This is a genomic window from Salinibacillus kushneri (assembly GCF_900111405.1).
GTDB lineage: Bacteria > Bacillota > Bacilli > Bacillales > Alkalibacillaceae > Salinibacillus > Salinibacillus kushneri.
This window is the reverse complement of record NZ_FOHJ01000002.1, coordinates 360,392-378,085: the sequence shown is the minus strand read 5'-3', so window position 1 is coordinate 378,085 and position 17,694 is coordinate 360,392. Positions and strand designations below refer to the sequence as shown.

At 37.6% G+C, this 17,694-nt stretch carries 23 protein-coding genes, 2 pseudogenes and 1 riboswitch; of the genes and pseudogenes, 10 read left to right on the top strand and 15 right to left on the bottom strand.

All coding sequences use genetic code 11. From position 1 onward, the window contains the following. Positions 1 to 35: 35 nt before the first annotated feature. Positions 36 to 1,862: a translational GTPase TypA gene (gene typA, locus BMX63_RS04430; RefSeq protein ID WP_093132364.1), complete on the bottom strand. Its 1,827-nt coding sequence runs from the start codon at positions 1,860 to 1,862 to the stop codon at positions 36 to 38. 138 nt (positions 1,863 to 2,000) lie between these two features. Beyond that, positions 2,001 to 2,906: a helix-turn-helix domain-containing protein gene (locus BMX63_RS04425; protein WP_093132362.1), complete on the bottom strand. Its 906-nt coding sequence runs from the start codon at positions 2,904 to 2,906 to the stop codon at positions 2,001 to 2,003. A 197-nt stretch (positions 2,907 to 3,103) separates the two neighbouring features. On the opposite strand from BMX63_RS04425, the gene BMX63_RS17915 reads away from it, so the two are divergent. Both BMX63_RS17915 and BMX63_RS18830 read left to right on the top strand, forming a co-directional pair. Further along, positions 3,104 to 3,241: a hypothetical protein gene (locus BMX63_RS17915; protein ID WP_177167177.1), complete on the top strand. Its 138-nt coding sequence runs from the start codon at positions 3,104 to 3,106 to the stop codon at positions 3,239 to 3,241. Between the two features lie 914 nt (positions 3,242 to 4,155). After that, positions 4,156 to 4,437, top strand: a pseudogene (locus BMX63_RS18830) (3D domain-containing protein); the annotation flags it as partial. Between the two features lie 116 nt (positions 4,438 to 4,553). Here the strand turns inward: BMX63_RS18830 and BMX63_RS04415 are convergent. Then, positions 4,554 to 4,787 (bottom strand): hypothetical protein, encoded by a 234-nt coding sequence (locus BMX63_RS04415; protein ID WP_093132358.1) that lies wholly within the window; start codon positions 4,785 to 4,787, stop codon positions 4,554 to 4,556. A gap of 73 nt (positions 4,788 to 4,860) precedes the next feature. Between BMX63_RS04415 and BMX63_RS04410 the strand changes: the two genes are divergently transcribed. The 3 genes from BMX63_RS04410 (at position 4,861) to BMX63_RS04400 (ending at position 6,143) form a co-directional block, all read left to right on the top strand. After that, positions 4,861 to 5,049, top strand: a complete 189-nt coding sequence (locus BMX63_RS04410) for a DUF5370 family protein (protein ID WP_093132356.1) — start codon at positions 4,861 to 4,863, stop codon at positions 5,047 to 5,049. Positions 5,050 to 5,124: 75 nt separating this feature from the next. Then, a complete protein-coding gene (locus BMX63_RS04405; RefSeq protein WP_093132354.1) occupies positions 5,125 to 5,736 on the top strand; it encodes a hypothetical protein in 612 nt (203 codons plus the stop codon). A gap of 110 nt (positions 5,737 to 5,846) precedes the next feature. Beyond that, positions 5,847 to 6,143, top strand: coding sequence for a 4a-hydroxytetrahydrobiopterin dehydratase (locus BMX63_RS04400; RefSeq protein WP_093132352.1), 297 nt, complete (start codon positions 5,847 to 5,849; stop codon positions 6,141 to 6,143). A 38-nt stretch (positions 6,144 to 6,181) separates the two neighbouring features. Here BMX63_RS04400 and BMX63_RS04395 read toward each other — a convergent pair whose 3' ends face one another. From BMX63_RS04395 to BMX63_RS04385, 3 genes and pseudogenes are all read right to left on the bottom strand, one after another. Next, positions 6,182 to 6,634 carry a GNAT family N-acetyltransferase gene (locus BMX63_RS04395; protein ID WP_093132350.1) on the bottom strand — a complete coding sequence of 151 codons (453 nt, stop codon included), beginning with the start codon at positions 6,632 to 6,634 and terminating at the stop codon, positions 6,182 to 6,184. Between the two features lie 110 nt (positions 6,635 to 6,744). Next, positions 6,745 to 6,956, bottom strand: a pseudogene (locus BMX63_RS04390) (zinc ribbon domain-containing protein). Positions 6,957 to 7,152: 196 nt separating this feature from the next. After that, the gene (locus BMX63_RS04385) at positions 7,153 to 7,350 is read right to left on the bottom strand and encodes a cold shock domain-containing protein (protein ID WP_093132348.1); all 198 of its coding nucleotides are present in this window, start codon (positions 7,348 to 7,350) and stop codon (positions 7,153 to 7,155) included. A gap of 267 nt (positions 7,351 to 7,617) precedes the next feature. Here BMX63_RS04385 and BMX63_RS04380 point away from each other — a divergent pair, with 267 nt between their 5' ends. Beyond that, positions 7,618 to 7,740, top strand: a complete 123-nt coding sequence (locus BMX63_RS04380) for a DUF4023 domain-containing protein (protein WP_093132346.1) — start codon at positions 7,618 to 7,620, stop codon at positions 7,738 to 7,740. Between the two features lie 241 nt (positions 7,741 to 7,981). Here BMX63_RS04380 and BMX63_RS04375 read toward each other — a convergent pair whose 3' ends face one another. After that, positions 7,982 to 8,191 (bottom strand): YozQ family protein, encoded by a 210-nt coding sequence (locus tag BMX63_RS04375; RefSeq protein WP_093132344.1) that lies wholly within the window; start codon positions 8,189 to 8,191, stop codon positions 7,982 to 7,984. Between the two features lie 138 nt (positions 8,192 to 8,329). Between BMX63_RS04375 and BMX63_RS04370 the strand changes: the two genes are divergently transcribed. Further along, positions 8,330 to 9,136 carry a DUF2935 domain-containing protein gene (locus BMX63_RS04370; RefSeq protein WP_093132342.1) on the top strand — a complete coding sequence of 269 codons (807 nt, stop codon included), beginning with the start codon at positions 8,330 to 8,332 and terminating at the stop codon, positions 9,134 to 9,136. A gap of 46 nt (positions 9,137 to 9,182) precedes the next feature. Here the strand turns inward: BMX63_RS04370 and BMX63_RS04365 are convergent, their stop codons facing one another. The 6 genes from BMX63_RS04365 to ribD form a co-directional block, all read right to left on the bottom strand. After that, a complete protein-coding gene (locus BMX63_RS04365) occupies positions 9,183 to 9,665 on the bottom strand; it encodes a spore coat protein (protein WP_093132340.1) in 483 nt (160 codons plus the stop codon). A 94-nt stretch (positions 9,666 to 9,759) separates the two neighbouring features. After that, positions 9,760 to 10,272 carry a GNAT family N-acetyltransferase gene (locus tag BMX63_RS04360; protein WP_093132338.1) on the bottom strand — a complete coding sequence of 171 codons (513 nt, stop codon included), beginning with the start codon at positions 10,270 to 10,272 and terminating at the stop codon, positions 9,760 to 9,762. 10 nt (positions 10,273 to 10,282) lie between these two features. Then, entirely contained in the window at positions 10,283 to 10,753 is a 471-nt protein-coding gene (gene ribH / locus BMX63_RS04355) for a 6,7-dimethyl-8-ribityllumazine synthase (protein ID WP_093132336.1), read from the bottom strand. A 20-nt stretch (positions 10,754 to 10,773) separates the two neighbouring features. Next, positions 10,774 to 11,979, bottom strand: a complete 1,206-nt coding sequence (locus BMX63_RS04350; protein ID WP_093132334.1) for a bifunctional 3,4-dihydroxy-2-butanone-4-phosphate synthase/GTP cyclohydrolase II — start codon at positions 11,977 to 11,979, stop codon at positions 10,774 to 10,776. Positions 11,980 to 12,034: 55 nt separating this feature from the next. Continuing rightward, positions 12,035 to 12,643: a riboflavin synthase gene (gene ribE, locus BMX63_RS04345; protein ID WP_093132332.1), complete on the bottom strand. Its 609-nt coding sequence runs from the start codon at positions 12,641 to 12,643 to the stop codon at positions 12,035 to 12,037. Positions 12,644 to 12,648: 5 nt separating this feature from the next. After that, the gene (gene ribD, locus BMX63_RS04340) at positions 12,649 to 13,749 is read right to left on the bottom strand and encodes a bifunctional diaminohydroxyphosphoribosylaminopyrimidine deaminase/5-amino-6-(5-phosphoribosylamino)uracil reductase RibD (protein WP_093132330.1); all 1,101 of its coding nucleotides are present in this window, start codon (positions 13,747 to 13,749) and stop codon (positions 12,649 to 12,651) included. Positions 13,750 to 13,909: 160 nt separating this feature from the next. Continuing rightward, positions 13,910 to 14,054: riboswitch (FMN riboswitch) on the bottom strand. A gap of 152 nt (positions 14,055 to 14,206) precedes the next feature. On the opposite strand from ribD, the gene solA reads away from it, so the two are divergent. The 3 genes from solA to BMX63_RS04325 all read left to right on the top strand — a co-directional run bounded on the left by solA (position 14,207) and on the right by BMX63_RS04325 (position 16,038). Next, positions 14,207 to 15,337 (top strand): N-methyl-L-tryptophan oxidase, encoded by a 1,131-nt coding sequence (gene solA / locus BMX63_RS04335; RefSeq protein WP_093132328.1) that lies wholly within the window; start codon positions 14,207 to 14,209, stop codon positions 15,335 to 15,337. 147 nt (positions 15,338 to 15,484) lie between these two features. Next, positions 15,485 to 15,805 carry a YbjQ family protein gene (locus BMX63_RS04330; RefSeq protein WP_093132326.1) on the top strand — a complete coding sequence of 107 codons (321 nt, stop codon included), beginning with the start codon at positions 15,485 to 15,487 and terminating at the stop codon, positions 15,803 to 15,805. Positions 15,806 to 15,807: 2 nt separating this feature from the next. Continuing rightward, the gene (locus tag BMX63_RS04325; RefSeq protein ID WP_093132324.1) at positions 15,808 to 16,038 is read left to right on the top strand and encodes a hypothetical protein; all 231 of its coding nucleotides are present in this window, start codon (positions 15,808 to 15,810) and stop codon (positions 16,036 to 16,038) included. Between the two features lie 45 nt (positions 16,039 to 16,083). Here BMX63_RS04325 and BMX63_RS04320 read toward each other — a convergent pair whose 3' ends face one another. Continuing rightward, positions 16,084 to 16,890, bottom strand: coding sequence for a (2Fe-2S)-binding protein (locus tag BMX63_RS04320; RefSeq protein ID WP_093132322.1), 807 nt, complete (start codon positions 16,888 to 16,890; stop codon positions 16,084 to 16,086). Between the two features lie 157 nt (positions 16,891 to 17,047). Further along, a complete protein-coding gene (locus tag BMX63_RS04315; protein ID WP_093132320.1) occupies positions 17,048 to 17,677 on the bottom strand; it encodes a response regulator transcription factor in 630 nt (209 codons plus the stop codon). Positions 17,678 to 17,694 lie beyond the last annotated feature (17 nt).

Sequence of the window (17,694 nt, the reverse complement as noted above, 5' to 3'; positions counted from 1 at the left end):
GAGCCAAGGATTACAGAAATCCTTGGCTCCCTTATTTAATCTTTCTTTCTTTTTGCCGCTTTTTCCCGCTCATTTTTATTTAAAATCTTTTTGCGAAGACGAACGTTTTCTGGTGTAACCTCGCAATATTCATCATCATCTAGATATTCGATGGCTTCTTCCAGGGATAATGTTCGAGTACTTCGAATGGTGGCGGTTTGGTCCTTCGTAGCAGACCGTACATTTGTTAAATGCTTTTCTTTTGTAATATTAACGGTTAAATCATTTTCCCGGTTATGCTCCCCGACAATCATCCCGGCATATACATCTGTTCCTGGTTCAACAAAGATAACGCCACGGTCTTCTAGGGACATAATACTATAAGTAGTTGTTTTACCGTTTTCCAAGGAAACTAATACACCTCGACGACGGCCACCTACTTGACCTGCAGTGACAGGCTCATATCCATCAAACGTATGATTGAGAATTCCATATCCTCTGGTTTGACTCATAAATTCTGTTGCATAACCGATAAGACCACGGGATGGTACTTTAAACTCTAGGCGAACTTGACCATTTCCCTGATTAACCATATCAAGCATTTCACCTTTTCTGGAACCAAGGGATTCAATGACAGAGCCTGAATAATCTTCAGGTACGTCAGCTTGTACATGTTCAACCGGTTCACACTTTTGTCCATCTATTTCTTTTAAGATTACCTGTGGCTTAGATAACTGCAGTTCATATCCCTCACGGCGCATATTCTCAATTAAAATCGATAAATGGAGTTCTCCACGACCTGAAACAGTCCATGCATCAGGGGAAGAGGTAGGCTCTACCCGCAGGCTCACATCTGTTTCTAATTGTGTCATTAAACGCTCTTCAATTTGACGAGCCGTTACATATTTTCCTTCCTTGCCGGCAAATGGACTGTTATTTACAAGGAAAGTCATTTGCAGGGTTGGTTCATCAATTCTTAGCAATGGCAATGGCTCTGGGTTGTCAGGTGCACAAACCGTCTCACCTACGTTAATATCTTCCATCCCAGATACAGCAACAATGTCACCAGCTTTTCCTTCTTCAATTTCAATTCTCTTTAACCCGATAAATCCAAATAGCTTGGTAACTCTAAAGTTCCGTACCGAACCACCCTTCTTCATCAGAGATACCTGATCTCCAACTTTAATGCTTCCACGGAAAACTCTTCCTACCCCAATTCTTCCGACATAATCATTATAATCCAGCAAGGTTACCTGAAATTGTAATGGTTCATCGGAGTTTTCTACAGGAGCTGGAACATGATCCATTATCGTTTTGAAAATAGGGTCCATCGTTTCGCCTAATTCATCTGGTTCATAACCCGAAGTTCCCTGAATCGCAGAAGAATAAACAACAGGAAATTCTAACTGATCATCATCAGCGCCTAATTCGATAAATAAATCAAGAACTTCATCTACTACCTCTTCAGGACGGGCATTTGGACGGTCAATTTTATTTAAAACAACGACAGGACGTAACTTTTGTTCCAATGCTTTTTTAAGCACAAAACGAGTTTGGGGCATAACGCCTTCATAGGCATCCACTACAAGCAAAACCCCATCAACCATACTCATAATCCGTTCAACTTCCCCGCCAAAGTCAGCGTGTCCTGGTGTATCGAGGATATTAATACGTGTATCTTTATAATGAATGGCTGTGTTCTTGGACAAAATTGTAATTCCGCGTTCTTTTTCTAAATCATTCGAATCCATAGCGCGTTCATCGACATGTTCATTTTCACGAAATGTACCAGAATAAGTTAACAGCTGGTCAACCAGGGTTGTTTTTCCATGGTCTACGTGAGCAATTATCGCGATGTTACGCAAATCATCTCTATGTTGCATGAACAACTCTCCTCTTAATACCTTTATGAATATTCAACCTTTCTATTGTAACATAAAGTTTTCCTTTTAGCCTCCTATATAAACTTTAATTGTTTTTCTACAAAAAATTAACAAAATTTAAATTTTCACTATCCCTTATTAATCTTTAATCATTTCAACTTCTAGTTCGTCCATTTCATCTACTGCCTCAAGTACTAAATCATATAATTCATTTTGTTCACTTAAATAAAAACAACTTGATGATATTTGAAAATTGTCCTTAGCTTCTTTATAATCTTTCATTAGTTCATAGCATCTTCCAATTTGAAAGTATAATTCACCTTGCAAATATAATAAATCAGCTTTTTTGGCATGACGCAACCCAATTCGGGCGTTTTTTAAGGCTTCATCGTATTCGTTAAAATCTACAAGTAAGCGAGTATAATTATAATAGCTTTTTACGAATATTTTTTCGTCAGTTATATAAATATTTTTATTTAATGCCGCTAAAAGTTCTAAATATATTTTTTTACTTTCTTGAAACCGGTTTGTCAAATGCATTATGATTGCTTTGGTTAACAAAATTTCTATCTCTCGTTGAGAATAATTTTTATTGGTGGTCAAACTACAAGATAAAGCCTCATTGATATAGAACATTGCTTCATCAATACTTTTGCCTAATTCAAACTTACATATTCCTTGATGCCATAATAAAAACTGCCTGCCTTCTAAATTGTTTTTAAATAGAGGATTCTTTAGTTCCAGTTCTACCATTTCTTCCACATGCTCATAATCTTTTTTATAAGTAGCAATTCGAATTTCATCCATAGTAACACTTACATATTCTGACCTTGAGGACTTGTAATTCTCAAAGAAATAATTCACTTCAACTCCCAAGCGTTTTGAAAGCATAAATAGAATATCAGCAGAAACATTAATTTCACCTTTTTCCAGTCTACTTACATAGGCTTGGGAACATATACCTTCACATAAATCTTTTTGAGAGATTCCATAAAATTCTCTTAAATCCTTAATTTTCTCTCCTATATTTCCACTTATAAGCATAAATTATCACCTTCTTCCAATATTTTTTGGTAATTTATTACAATAAATATTACTATCTTCATAACTTTTAACGTCTGAGCGACCTAAACGTAAAAATAGTATGTTTTTTCGGGAAAAATAGTCTAATTTGCCCAAAACATAAAAATTGAATCTTTGATATAACTATAATAGATAACTTAATAGAAAGGGTGAATATAATGAAGAAGGTTGTTGTAACACTATTATTAGCTTTTACAGTAGTTGTTTCATTCTCGAATGTAGATTTAACCCCAGATAATGAAATAGCTTCTAAAGTTGTCACTTTTGACCGAAAAGATCCAGGACCAGTTTATTAAGTAACTAGTATTTCCCTTCCAAATAAGATTTTTTGTTTATTATAATTCCGGTTAGAATGTGTTGTAATTAGCTTAAATGATTAGGTTTATCAAAATGAAGTTTGAAAGGGGTATGATGACCATGACAACGACTGAAGGAGATGTTATCACATTAGGGATTGGTATACTTATTGCAACCATTGCCCTTACCTGGATAACTTCTCTGTATCTTAAGCGTAAACATGGTTAATACGTGTCACCTTTCTTAATGAACTATTTTCCATTCCAATCCAAGAAGCAATCCCCAATTGCTTCAAACTGAACAATATGACGTTTAACTTTGCCTGGTGTAGACACCAGGTCTTTTTTTGTTCAAATAATATATCATGGGAATATTGTCAGATAATTGATTAGATTTTTTCGCTAAAATCGTACACTATTTAGGTTAATTCGTTAAAATCTTCCATATTCCTCTTTAATTTTTAAAGTTTTTGCACAATAACACTCTGCCATTTTCCTCTTTTTACCCCCTTTACTCAAGAGAAAAAAGGACTAATACCCAATAAATTTTACATTAATTTACGTTTTGTATTTAAATTGTATTAGTTTTGTTAAGCCGTTGTCATTGCATTGAAATGCACGGCTGTTATAATGACCGAATGTTAGGAGGTCATAACATGAAAAAAGTAATAACCTTAGTCGTTATTTTTATATTAAGCATTTTCACTTTAGGAACTAGTACTTTAGCACAAGAAAATCCAAACAAGACAATTGATGATAAAGATAAGATTCTGGAAGTGGCAAAGGACGAGCCAACAAGTGATATAGCCTTTGAAATTGGCGGTTCTATTAATAGTCTATTAAAATATAGCCAACTTTCAACGGAGTTATCCTTAACTGGACAAGACCTTTTAAAGAGCGAGAAAGAGCGTACGCTAACGATGAAGGCAACAGCCTACACTGCTAATTGCGATGGTTGTAGTGGTGTGACTAAAACCGGAATAGATCTATTAGAAAATCCTGATAAAAAAGTGGTTGCTGTTGACCCTAATGTTATTCCACTTGGAACCAAGCTTTACGTGGAAGGCTATGGTAAGGCTGTTGCCGGAGATATCGGAAGTGCGATTAAAGGGAATCGAATCGATCTGTTCATTCCTTCAGAGGCTGAAGCCAATAAATGGGGTGTACAAGAAGTGGAAGTAACTATACTAAAATAATGACTCGTTTATACCTCATCGCTCAAATTAAGAAGCGATGAGGTTTTATTAATGAAAAAAACGAGGCATTACTTCTATACAACTGGCTCGCCACCGGGAAAAAACGATGTACTTCCTTATGAATCTCCAGCAGACTGATCTCTACCTTTCATAACTCTGTTTAATTTCAGCATCTCAGGATCACTTTTTATCGTAGCATCCTTTGGATTCTTGTTTACTTCTTTTTTCGGATCCCCATCCATGGACACACCAGCTTGTACACCCGTTGAATCCTGATATATGCCTTCCCTCTCGCCATCTAAATGAGATGATGGTTCACCGGTATAGGTTCGTCTGTCACGTTCCTGCATTTTTACACCTCCTGCTAAATAGAATTATCCTCAACTGGGAAAAGTATGTACAAACTATATGGGAGGTCATAAAATGGGTGCGATTCAACAAGGAGATTTTCAATTTGATGTAGAATATGCCGTTAGTCTTCAGGAAGGAGCTATTCATGTATATAGGGATGGAGAATTTATTGAAGAGTTAACCTTTTCTTTTGGGGGTCAAAAACCTGACGAACAGCAAATTGAAAAACTTGTAAATGATTATGTGGAACGAAATACCTGAGTTTTTTTCAGAAATCCTTTCTGATAACTTTCCATGTTATAATATGGATAGCTACTTAGAAAGGATATCAGCAGTATGCGAAAAAGATTATTGTTACTCTTTAACTTTTGTATCGTAAGTATTCTTTTATTGAGTGCATGCGGTGACACACAAACAAACTCCACTTTAACCATTAGTCCACACAAATTAAGTGAAGAAGAGAAAACATTAATTAACAAAACAGGAGTTACGGACATCCACTATTTCACATTAAATGGTAATCTTCCTAAAGAAAAAGATTTACTCTTTGAAATAGAAACCTTTGAAAACGGAAAATCCAAAAGCGGTATGAAAAGTTCCGGATTTTTAAATTCAAATTTTAACGATTCCATTTTATCCTTTGGTATAAACTTCAAACAAAACGACCGTAATACTATGGACTTGATGATAGGAACCCCTTCTGGACTCGCCACACAAACTTATGAGCCTAATATTGATATTCAGGGCCATTCCTTTCAGTCTTTCATTCACGAAAATAAAACACTAAAATTAAATCAACCTGTGTACTTAGCAGGCTTTATAGGTACGAAAAGCAACTCTATGAAGACCCTGTCAGCTGCAGAAGGTGATTTACTTAGGGACGAAATGTTAAAAAAAGATCTTGCTCTGGTTTTGAAAGTGACCCTGGTAAACAAAGAAAATCACTAAAATAGTATTTGTCGAACGTTATCCTATTTCATTGAAAAAATGTGTTTTACTTAGTGGCCGCTTTCCCCTTATAATATTACTGTGATGCTAGATATGGAAGGGGTTATCAAATGGAGCGTTTACCAGCGGAGGAAATTGAAAAACAACTGGATTATCTTTCAGACTGGAGCGTTGACGACGGACGTTGGCTTACTAAAAAATATCGTTTTACTGAGTTCTTAACAGGCGTTCAGTTTGTGAACGAAATCGCTGAATTATCAGAAGAAGTGGATCATCACCCCTTTATTTCCATTGAGTATAAGGTGGTTACGATCAAACTTACTTCATGGCAAGCTAAAGGAATTACCGATTTAGATATGGAATTAATTCAAAAATATGATTCTATATTTTTACAAGTTACAGAATAAAAGTTTCAAAGAAAAGAAGTAAGTCAAGGATTCCTGACTTACTTCTTTTTGGTCTGCAATATCATATCAACATGTAATATTCCATCATCTAAGTATTCATCTGTTATGGTCTTAAAACCGTATTGACCGTAAAAATTTTGCAGGTGCGATTGGGCGTGAAGTTTAATTTCAGACTCTCCCCAATCTTCAATCATAATCCTTAAAGCCTTTTTCATCAATTCCTTTGCGTATCCTTGCTTACGAAACTTATTCTTCACAAGAATTCTCCCAATAGAGGCTTCATGGTAGATCGTATCATGTGGAAGAAGGCGACAATAAGCTGCAACTTCCCCATCATCTTCTAAATAGAGATGTGTTGAATCCTGGTCATAGTCATCAATTTCAGGATAAGGACAGTTCTGTTCGACAACAAAAACATTAACGCGTTCTCTTAATAATGTATAAAGTTCCCTTGCTGTTAACTGGTTAAATTCCTTTTGAATCCATTGCATAAGACTACCTTCATTTCTACAGGATGTTTTCCTGTCTTTTTTTGCTCATTGCTCGACCCATCGCAGTTTAGAAAACAGCTTTCTATAAGATCCTTTTATCATGCTTTCCTTTATCCGAAGAAAAAGTCGAAAACATTTCCCGCCTTTGATGCCTGCTGATTATAAAACTCAGAATATCCACAGTTTTTACAATAAACAACGGTAAAACGATTATTTTGTACATCAAACATTTTCGAAAGACCTGTACCCGTCATCGCCACATCCTTTTCCCGGCATCTGTACTACCGCACTTAATACATCCTTTTTGTTCAGACACTGACATTCCTCCTATTCTTCTCTTTTTATTAACTCATAAGACAGAAACGTAGGATAATTTTTATTCCTACTTCGTTTTCTTTATTAGGAATAACTTTTCCTCTAACGATGTAGCATTCCACTTTTCAAATCTTACATCCATTATATCATATGTAAAAAAAGCACATCCCACGGAATGTGGAATGTGCTTTTTATTTATCAGCTTAAAGCTTAACAACGTTTGCAGCTTGTGGACCGCGGTCGCCTTCAACGATTTCGAATTCAACACTTTGGCCTTCATCTAGTGTTTTGAATCCTTCTTCTTGAATAGCTGAGAAGTGTACGAATACATCGTCTCCACTTTCACGCTCAATAAAGCCGAAGCCTTTTTCTGAATTAAACCATTTTACTGTACCAGTCATTTAAAATGACCTCCTTATAAAAATATCTTACAAAAGAATTGAACCGTAACTTACTTTACCTACCTTTATAAAGAGGTCATCAAGTAAATATTCGTTCTTCAAATTCATTTTGCTTATTCCACTTTAACGCTTTTGACCCAAAAAAGCAAGTGTAACCTTCTTAAAATTCCATATTTCCATTATTTAATCATTCTTAGTCCATACATTTTTTGTACGCTACAGGGATATAGTAACAATCAAAACCAATTGTAAGGAGGTTTAGTATTCATGGACAGTACCCACGATTTTGTAGAAAGAATCCACGACAAACAAAGAAAAGACAGACAAAACCGAAAACGTCAAGGTAGAAATGATCCCTCTAACAAACTTCCGGGTAAAAATAAAAAATAAGACAGAAAAACGGAGGGAGTCCTTTCCGCATAAGCAGTGAACTTGAATCAGTAAGCTTAGCTCGCTAACAGTTAAAGAAAGACTCTCTCTGTCCTAAAGAATATTCCCCCGTGGATTGGGGTTATTAACCAATTCACGGGCCCTGCTTGTATCAATGACTTCGTCTTTCATATTATATCCCCTCAAAAATCTAAACGGTAAAAATTGGCTGCTCCCTCTCCGGAACAGCCTTCCCTAAAATTTATTCATATCCTTTTCGTGGAATATCTTCACGCTCACCATTTTCTCTTTCTATTTTTCCATCAATCGTACCTTCAGTTAATGTATCGCTTGCTTGCTCATGGGTCTCTGCGATTCCCGCTGATAATTGATCCTGTTTTTGATAATCCTCTGGTTCATAATACTTATCCGCTATGGATTTTTCTCTCTTCCGATTGTTTTTTTGACTCATGCTGCACCTCCTACATAGATTCACCTCTTATCTTTTGAAATATAGAGTAAAATATACCGGCTCTTAAGGAAAAGGTTACTAGGACAACTTATGAAGGAATATAATGGCATTGACTTTGAAAAAAGGAGGAATCATTTATTGAAGTCTTTTCAGGAAAGTGCTGCTTTTGAACATACGTTTTGGCTTCAGGTTTTAGGTGATCATGCACGGTTTATCAGGGACTCTCTGTACCCTGCTGAACAAAAAGATATTGAATCCTCCCGTTCATTCGTAAATATATTTGATGAATGGCTGTCTCAAGCCCGTCAAATGTCTACGGCAGAAACCTATAAGTCTCTATCCAATGAAGTGGAGGATGTAGTTAAAAGCTTTCGAAAGTTTAAACTCTCCATTATTGAACGACACCTAACTGGAAATATTAAGATCCACTTATCTCCTACTTTTATTAACCACATGGTAAACGAACTTGAAGAGTACTTACAAGTTCTAAAGTATTTACAAAAGGGCGAAGCTGTCCCTATTTTTCATGAGCTGCATCATCACCTTTTATGGCTACAGGACGCATACGGTCACGCAGGGGCAATTAATGATGAGATGGACGGAGTGGAAAAGAAGCTAAAAATGAAAAGTAATGAGTTCACCAGGCATTTTAAGAGTTTTTATTTGAAAGCCGTTGAAATGACAGGTTATCTCCGTACCAGTTTAACAACCTTCCCGGCACTGCATCGCTTTAATAATGAAGTTGAGCTGGAAATGTCTTTATTTCGCGCATTTTTAGAGGAAATTGAAGAATTAGAATTAAGCGATCAGGTATTATCAACATTTTCCGTGTTAATGGCTGACCATATGGCACGAGAGGAATGCTATTACTTAGTCAAACTGGCAGAATCCTCAGATGTATCTCTTCCAAATTGTGATCCTTCGAAGCCACGAACAACAACCTGACCTTTAATTTAAAAGGGCTATCTCTCAAGTGATAGCCCTTTCACGTTTACTTAGATAATGCTCTTTGTGCCAGCTTTAAGTCATTGGAGAATAACTTATTTAAATTATATGAAGGGTAATGACCCTGCTTATACATATAACGGTAAACCATATCATGCAATTTAATCGCTGAATTCAACTGTTTTGTAAAGACTTCTTTTAAAGCTGGAGTGGCGGTTTCTGTAATGGCAATCGAATAATTACGAACAGCTGCTTTCGTAAAAGCCAGCAGATCCCCCTCAAAAAGGGTATCTTGTACTCGTTCTTCTTCGTTACGGTCATCTGGAATCGGGACGTGGCGATAAAACTCTATTAATTCCCGAAGATCTTCTTGATTTTCCTGAATCCCTCGTTGATATAACCCTTTTAAAGTCCGATCGGTTACATTGGGCAAGGCCATTTTCATTTTCATAATGCCAATAGATTTAAAGGCCACGATTTCATGAAGTTCAAGTGATTCATGCCATGCCAGCGTTTCATGATGTTCCAAAATTCTCAACTCCTTTGGAAAATGTATTCATTACTACACTATGCATGACATTCAACTAATGGCACTTGACCAAAAAAACTAGGCATTGAAAAAATTATAAAGATAAGACCATTAAACATTCATCCAGATAGCCTTTTTCTGTTTTAAGGGCTCTAGGTTCTGTGGCATACGCCTTAAACCCAATGGATTCGTACAGGTGAATAGCTGCCGGATTTATTGAAACAACGGATAAATGGATTTGTTCGATTTCCCCATGTCTTCTCGCAGTTTGAATAGCTTTAAAAATCAGTTGCTTGGCAATCCCATGATTTTGATACTGAGGTGTAACATACATGGCTAAAAGAAAAGCCTTATGCCTTTCTTTTTCTTTATCTGTGAATTTAAGTGTTGTCACACCGACTAAACTGTCCTCGCTAAAAGCCCCAAACGTTATACTTTCTTCACTTGATAATTGCTGTGCAACCTGTTCTACAGGATTTACTCTCTGTAATGCCTCATCATAGCTTGTAAGAAAAGCATCTGGCGCTTCCTTTAAGGCTTCTAACCTAAGATTCCAGTAAGATTCTGCATCCTTTTCATTTAAAATCGTTACAACTATATTTGTCATTTTAATAGCCTCACTCTTCAATATTCTTTACAAGCTGAGCCATCTCCACTGCAGCTACTGCAGCTTCCGAACCTTTATTACCTGCTTTCGTTCCGGCCCGTTCAATTGCTTGTTCGATAGTATCTGTAGTAATGATTCCAAAAATTACCGGTTTTCCTGTTTTTAATGCTGCTGATGAAACACCTTTAGCAGCCTCATTACAAACATAATCAAAGTGCGGTGTAGAACCTCTGATAACCGTTCCAAGTGCAATGACTGCATCATACCTTCCTGATTCCGCCATTTTTTGAGCTATTAATGGGATTTCAAATGCCCCCGGGACCCAGGCAGTATCAATGTCATCTTCTGAAACTCCGTGACGCTGTAGTGTACCAAATGCCCCATCTAATAGTTTCTTTGTAATAAACTCATTAAATCGACCAACTACGATTCCTACCTTTAAATTTGTTCCTACCAGACTTCCTTCAAAAATTTGTCCCATTGTTGCTTCCTCCTTTTTCATCATGAATGAGTATGAAATTCTAATAAATGCCCAAGTTTTTTATGTTTCGTTTTTAAATAACGTTCATTTTCTTTTCTAGCAGGCAATTGAATAGGCACACGTTCAACCACTTCTAAACCATAACCCTTTAACCCTGTAATTTTTCTAGGATTATTGGTTAATAAACGCATTTTCCGAAGACCTAAGTCTCTTAAAATTTGAGCACCAATTCCGTAGTCTCTCAAATCAGGAGCAAATCCTAATTTCTCATTGGCTTCTACTGTATCATAACCTTCTTCCTGTAACTTGTAGGCACGAAGCTTATTAATTAAACCTATTCCCCGTCCCTCTTGTCGCATGTAAAGCAAAACGCCATTCCCTGCTTCTTCAATTTGAGAAAGGGCTGAATGAAGCTGAGGTCCACAGTCACAGCGGTAAGAACCGAAAACATCACCGGTTAAACACTCGGAATGAACTCTTACCAGCGTCGGTTTTTCCGCATCTATATTTCCTTTTACAAGTGCTATATGTTCACGCTCATCTACATCATTGGTATATGCTATTGCCTTGAAATCACCAAATTCAGTAGGAAGCTCTACCTCAACTTCCTTTTGAATAAGGTTCTCTGTATGATTTCGATATTCAATTAAATCTTTAATGGTAATAAACGTAAGACCAAACTCATCAGCGATTTTTCGCAAATCCGGCACTCGGGCCATTGTTCCATCATCCTTGATAATTTCACAGATGACTCCAGATGGAAAAGCACCACTTAGCTTAGCTAAATCAACAGCTGCTTCTGTGTGCCCAGCACGTCTCAAGACGCCACCCTTTTTGGCTACTATGGGAAACACATGACCAGGTCTTTTAAAATCAGCCGGCTTAGCTTTTGGGTTAAACAATTGCTGAATCGTCAATGCCCGCTCTGCCGCACTAATACCAGTTGTTGTATCCATATGGTCAATACTTACCGTAAAAGCTGTACCGTATGGATCGGAGCTTCGGTTCACCATTGAATGAAGCTCTAATTGGCTGGATAATTCCTCTGTAATCGATGTACATACAAGACCTCGACCATGCGTAATCATAAAATTGATAGTCTCAGCTGTTACCTTTTCGGAAAGAGCAATAAAGTCCCCTTCATTTTCCCGGTCTTCATCGTCCGCTACGATGACCAGCTTCCCCGCCTTCAAATCTTCTATAGCTTCCTCCACTTTATCAAACATGCTGTTCACATCCTTTTTCTATTGTAAATTCTTTATTCTCAATTCATTTTATCCGTTACCCTTTATTGGTCGGGATTTGATTGGGGAGCATATTGGACACATATTTTGCTAACATATCACACTCAATGTTAACAATGTCACCTTGACCTTTTTCTCCCAGAATTGTGTGTGAAACTGTATGTGGAATCAGCGAAATGGTTAAGATACTGTCCTCTATTCCAAAAACTGTTAAACTCGTACCATCTATGGCAACCGATCCCTTTAGCATCATCAGTTTATTCAGTTCATCCGGAACTTCAATATAATAATACATGGCATTGGCTATAGATTTTTTCCTTTTAATAGTTCCCACTCCATCGACATGACCCGATACGAAATGTCCGCCGAACCGACCATTAGCCGGCATGGAACGCTCCAAATTTACTTTCGATCCCTTTTCTAATATTCGTAATGAGGTAGCCTTAATGGTTTCTGGCATGACATCTACCTGAAAGTCACGACCAGAATACGTTGTAACCGTTAAACAAACTCCATTAACAGATATACTGTCTCCTGTACTGACATCCTGTAAAATTTCTGGTGCCTCAATCATCATGGCAATTTCCTGATATCCCTTTTGTATATCTTTTATCGTTCCTACCTCTTCAATAATCCCTGTAAACATGTTTTTCACCCTTCATACTCATTTTTAACTTCTGCTACAATCTTGAGGTCACCACCAATGGTTTCAACGGATTGGATGGATAGATCAAGGCTATCAGCTAAGTTTTGTACTCCATCTCCACCCATTGAAGTTGGCGCTTCTCTTCCACCAATAAGTTTTGGAGCTATATAGGTTATCACTTGCTGACATGCTTTTTCCTTTAAAAAGCTTCCGTTCACCTCTGCCCCTCCCTCTATTAACAGGGACATAATCTTTCTGCTCCCTAATTCCTTTAATACTTCTGAAACAGTAATCTCTGGGTTTTCCAGCTGAATCACTTCAACATGGGTAAATTTTTCATACTTTACCTTCTCTGTGTCATCTACTTCTGACCCTGTGACAATCCAGGTCAATGTATCATTCTTCCTAATGACGTTTGAATCGATAGGGGTTCTTAAATGGGTATCTAAAACAACACGTATAGGATTTTTCCCTCCCTGAGGTAACCGAGTTGTCAGGTTTGGATTATCTTCAATCACGGTGTTGACACCAACAAGAATGGCATCATGGGTATGACGGTAATGATGGGCGTCTTCTCTGGCCTTTTCACCCGTAATCCATTTACTTTCTCCAGAAGATGTTGCGATTTTTCCATCAAGGCTTGTGGCAGATTTAAGTGTGACAAATGGCTTTTGATGCTGAATATAGTAGAAAAACACTCTATTAATATAATCGGCTTCTTCCTTTAACACCCCAACATCCACTTGAATTCCTGAATCCCGGAGTCGTTTAATCCCCCGACCAGCTACTTTTTCATTTGGATCCACCGTTGCTACGACTACCCTCGACAACCCTTTTTGTAAAATGAAATCCGCACACGGCGGGGTTTTTCCGTGGTGACTGCAAGGCTCTAAGGTCACATAAATGGTTGCATCTTCAGCCTTGTCACCAGCCATGTGTAAAGCATGAATTTCGGCATGGGGTTCACCTGCCTTTAAATGTGCACCTAATCCGATAATCTGCCCATCCTTTACGACAACAGCCCCCACCGGTGGGTTTGGATTTGTTTGACCTGATACGGATTTTGCTAATGATATAGCTAAACTCATATAATATTGATCGTTCATGCCTACTCCTACTTTCTTACGTATCAATTTAATCGGGTTTAATAATAAAAAACCCTTCTGACATTGCATCAGAAGGGAGAAAGATTGCGTGTATATAGGTCGCCTAATAAAATCGATAAATAACGAATGAATTAGGTTCTTACAGATAACCTAATTCTACACATTCCTTCTCCCATCCAGACTTTCACTGTCGGTCCCGGATTTTCACCAGGTCCACCGCTTGACTCTCGTCTCACGGGTCACGGACTGAGGAGCACGACTCCATCACCGTCGGTAGGGAATTGCACCCGACCCCGAAGGAAATTTTTCATTTTATTTTAAGCCATTATATCACTAATATTTTTATTCGTACAAAAATTTTTATTAAGGTAAAATCAATGAATGATAAAATAAATGAAAAAGATAGCGCTGAACCATTTCGTAACAACAAAATAACCACAAGGAAAGGATGTTCAGGATGCACTTTCATACAATGATTGTTGGGGCTGGATCAATGGGGATGGCCGCTGGGTATTATTTAGCTAAGCAAGGTCAAACAGTTCTGCTCCTCGATGCTTATGATCCTCCGCACCAGAATGGATCACACCACGGAGAGACTCGTATTATACGACATGCATATGGTGAAGGGGAACATTATGTACCCTTAGCTTTAAGAGCACAAGAGCTTTGGTATGAGCTTGAAAAAGAAGCTGGAATGGATTTATTTTTACAAACAGGGGTATTAAATATCGGTACAAAGGCATCCTCATTTATCCAAGAGGTTCAAGCAAGCTCAAAAAAACATCATTTACCCTTAGAGACCCTGTCTGCAGAGGAAATCTCACAAAAATGGGAAGGATTATCATTACCTGATACATATATCGGTTGCTTAGAGACCACATCCGGGGTTCTTTTTAGCGAGAAAATTATTCAGTCCTATCGCTCATTAGCTGAAGCCTATGGCGCTACAATGAAAACCAATACTAACGTTATAGACATAGAAGTACATACAAACTCGGCGACAATACATACGGATACAGACACCTTTGAAGGAGACCGGTTAATCGTCACAGCTGGCCCATGGTCAAAACAATTAGGCGAAAAGATGAATGTATCTTTACCCTTAAAAACCACACGTAAGACGTTTTCCTGGTTCGATTGCAAGGACCATATATATGATGCGGAAAAGTTCCCGGCGTTCACCTTTGATATTGAGCAAGGAACCTATTACGGGTTTCCAAGCATTGAAGGATCTGGAGTAAAAATGGGAAGACATGATGGTGGTAGAGACATTCAAATAGGTGAATCCTTAAAACCTTATGGCCATTACAAAGAAGACCGTGGTGACGTCTCAAAGATATTACATTCCTTTTTCCCACATGTATCAAGTCAGAATGTAGGGAAAACCTGTATTTACACGATGACACCAGATGGGGACTTTATCATAGATCACCTGCCAGAGCACCCCCATGTTACTATTGCGTGCGGGTTTTCTGGTCACGGTTATAAATTCAGTAGTGCAGTCGGCGAAATCTTATGCAAAATGTCCATGAATGAAACGATAGATTTTGACCTCTCTCCATTTAGTATGAAACGTTTTATGAAGTAAATCATAAATAGAATGAACACCTATGGTATTGATTGCTTAAAAAGCATCAGCTTTACGTTTAGAGTGAAACTTTCCATTAAAGTTAATCGTAAAAAATATTAGTAGTTAGAAAACGATTATTATAAAAATGATACGAGGTGTATGGAAATGATTATTATGACTGGAGAAAAAGTACCTGGATATGAAGTGACGGAAGTATTAGGCCCAACTTTTGGCCTCACAGTTAGAGCCCGGGGTGTCGGGAAGGATATTACTGCATCTATTAAAGGATTATTTGGGGGTGAAGTTCGACAATATGTTGAAATGCTTGAAGATGCAAGAAAGGAAGCATTGGATCGTATGACAGAAAATGCGCAGCAAATGGGAGCAGACGGCATTATTATGTTCCGTTTTGATTCTGGAAGTATCAGTAGCAACATGAGTGAAATCGTAGCCTATGGAACCGCAGTTCGTCTGGAGAAAAAATAAAAATGATGAAATTTATTATTGGCTATTTTATGTTTCAAATCCTTTTACTTATTGTCATTTTGATTATAACCCACCGGACCGATAAAAATAGCCGTAAGAAATTTTTTCAGCCGAATGAGGTGCCGGAAGGATTTGAGAAAACAGCAGAGTCGTTTATCGACACCAAAACAAAAATGGTGATTCACGTTTACTATAATCAGCATACAGGAAAGCGTATTTATGTAGTACATTAAAAAGACAAGAATCCTTCACAGAGATAAGAGTGTGTGATTCTTGTCTTATTCGTTAACCTCCAATTCCTCTTTTCTCTTTTTACGCATGGTTTCTCGATCCTGCTCTTTTAATCTGGGACAGGTAAAACAGAGTTGTCCACCTTCACGTAAATAGTTTAAACAGCAGGTACATTCTACTGGAATTTGAATCGTTTCATCATCTAAACTCCTGATAAGACGCTGTTTTATATGAAACGGATTACGTTTTCGACCAAAAACCTCGGGTTCCATATTTTCAGCTAAGAACTGGTAATCTCTATCTATTTGTTCGCTCCATCCAAAAGCAATCGCCTGCTTCCACTTTTCTACAAAAATATCAAATTTTCTTGGAAATTGTCCCCATAACTGTCCGATATTCATCTGAACGGATTCGGCCATGGTTTCCAACAAAGGTCTCATGGTGTCTGAATAGAAGGTAACAAGCTGCTGATACAACCAATCCTCTCTTGGTATTTCATCCCTGTATAGTCGGGTTGTATACTGATTTAATTTAAAGGAAAACCAATACACTCCATTGAATGAATAGATTTGTACTGTAATATTTTGTGGAGATAAATCTATGGATTGATTCATAACAGATAACGCATACTGAAAAGCTAATGGGATACTGGCAAACCATCTGGCCAGTCCTGCCGCTGTAGCTGTAGGGTGCAAGGCTTTAAAATGAGGAGAATATAAAGCAACCAGTACATCCATATTTTCCTTTATAAATAGTTCAGTAAGGGGTTTTGAATAAATAGCATGCTCTTGATCTTCATCCGTGATAAAAAAATCATTCTTCATGATTTCTGGTATTTGATTCGGTTTCGGCATAATGGAAACTCCTCACATTGATGTCATAAGCACACTTGTCTAATTAATAATGATTCTCAAGTAGCACCTTCATCATAAAACAATAGGCCCTGTTTTGCAACGTACAGATTTTGCTAAACAGAGCCTAGCCTTGTATGGCCATAAACATGCATTTCTTTTAAACCAGTTTATTTTTGAAAGCATAAATAACCGCTTGGGTTCGATCCTGAACCTCTAATTTACCTAAAATATTGCTCACATGGACTTTGACTGTTTTTAATGCGATGAATAGTTCATCAGCAATCTCCTGATTTGTCTTCCCTTCTGCCATAAGCAATAGGACTTCTTTTTCACGTTCTGTTAGTTGATGATGAAGCTCTTCATCCTTGCTCGTCTGCATTTTTGACATGATTTTTCCTGTTACTTCTGGTTCTAAAATCGATTGACCTTCATAGGTTGCGCGAATGGCATCTGCAATCTCGTTAGCCTTAGATGTTTTCAGCATATAGCTGGTCGCCCCTGCCTCCAGGGCTGGATATACCTTATCATCATCCAGAAAGCTTGTTACAATAATAATTTTTGCCTCTGGCCAGGCTTCTTTAATGTTTTGTGTTGCTTCAATACCATCCATTTCTTTCATAACCAGATCCATGAGAATAATATCAGGCTTGTGTTCAAGCGCCATTTTTACTGCCTCTTCACCATCACTTGCTTCTGCAATTACATCGATATCCTTTTGGGAGGCCAAATAGGATGACACACCTATGCGAACCATTTCATGATCATCTGCAAAAAGGACTCTTATCATTCTGAGCCACACCATCC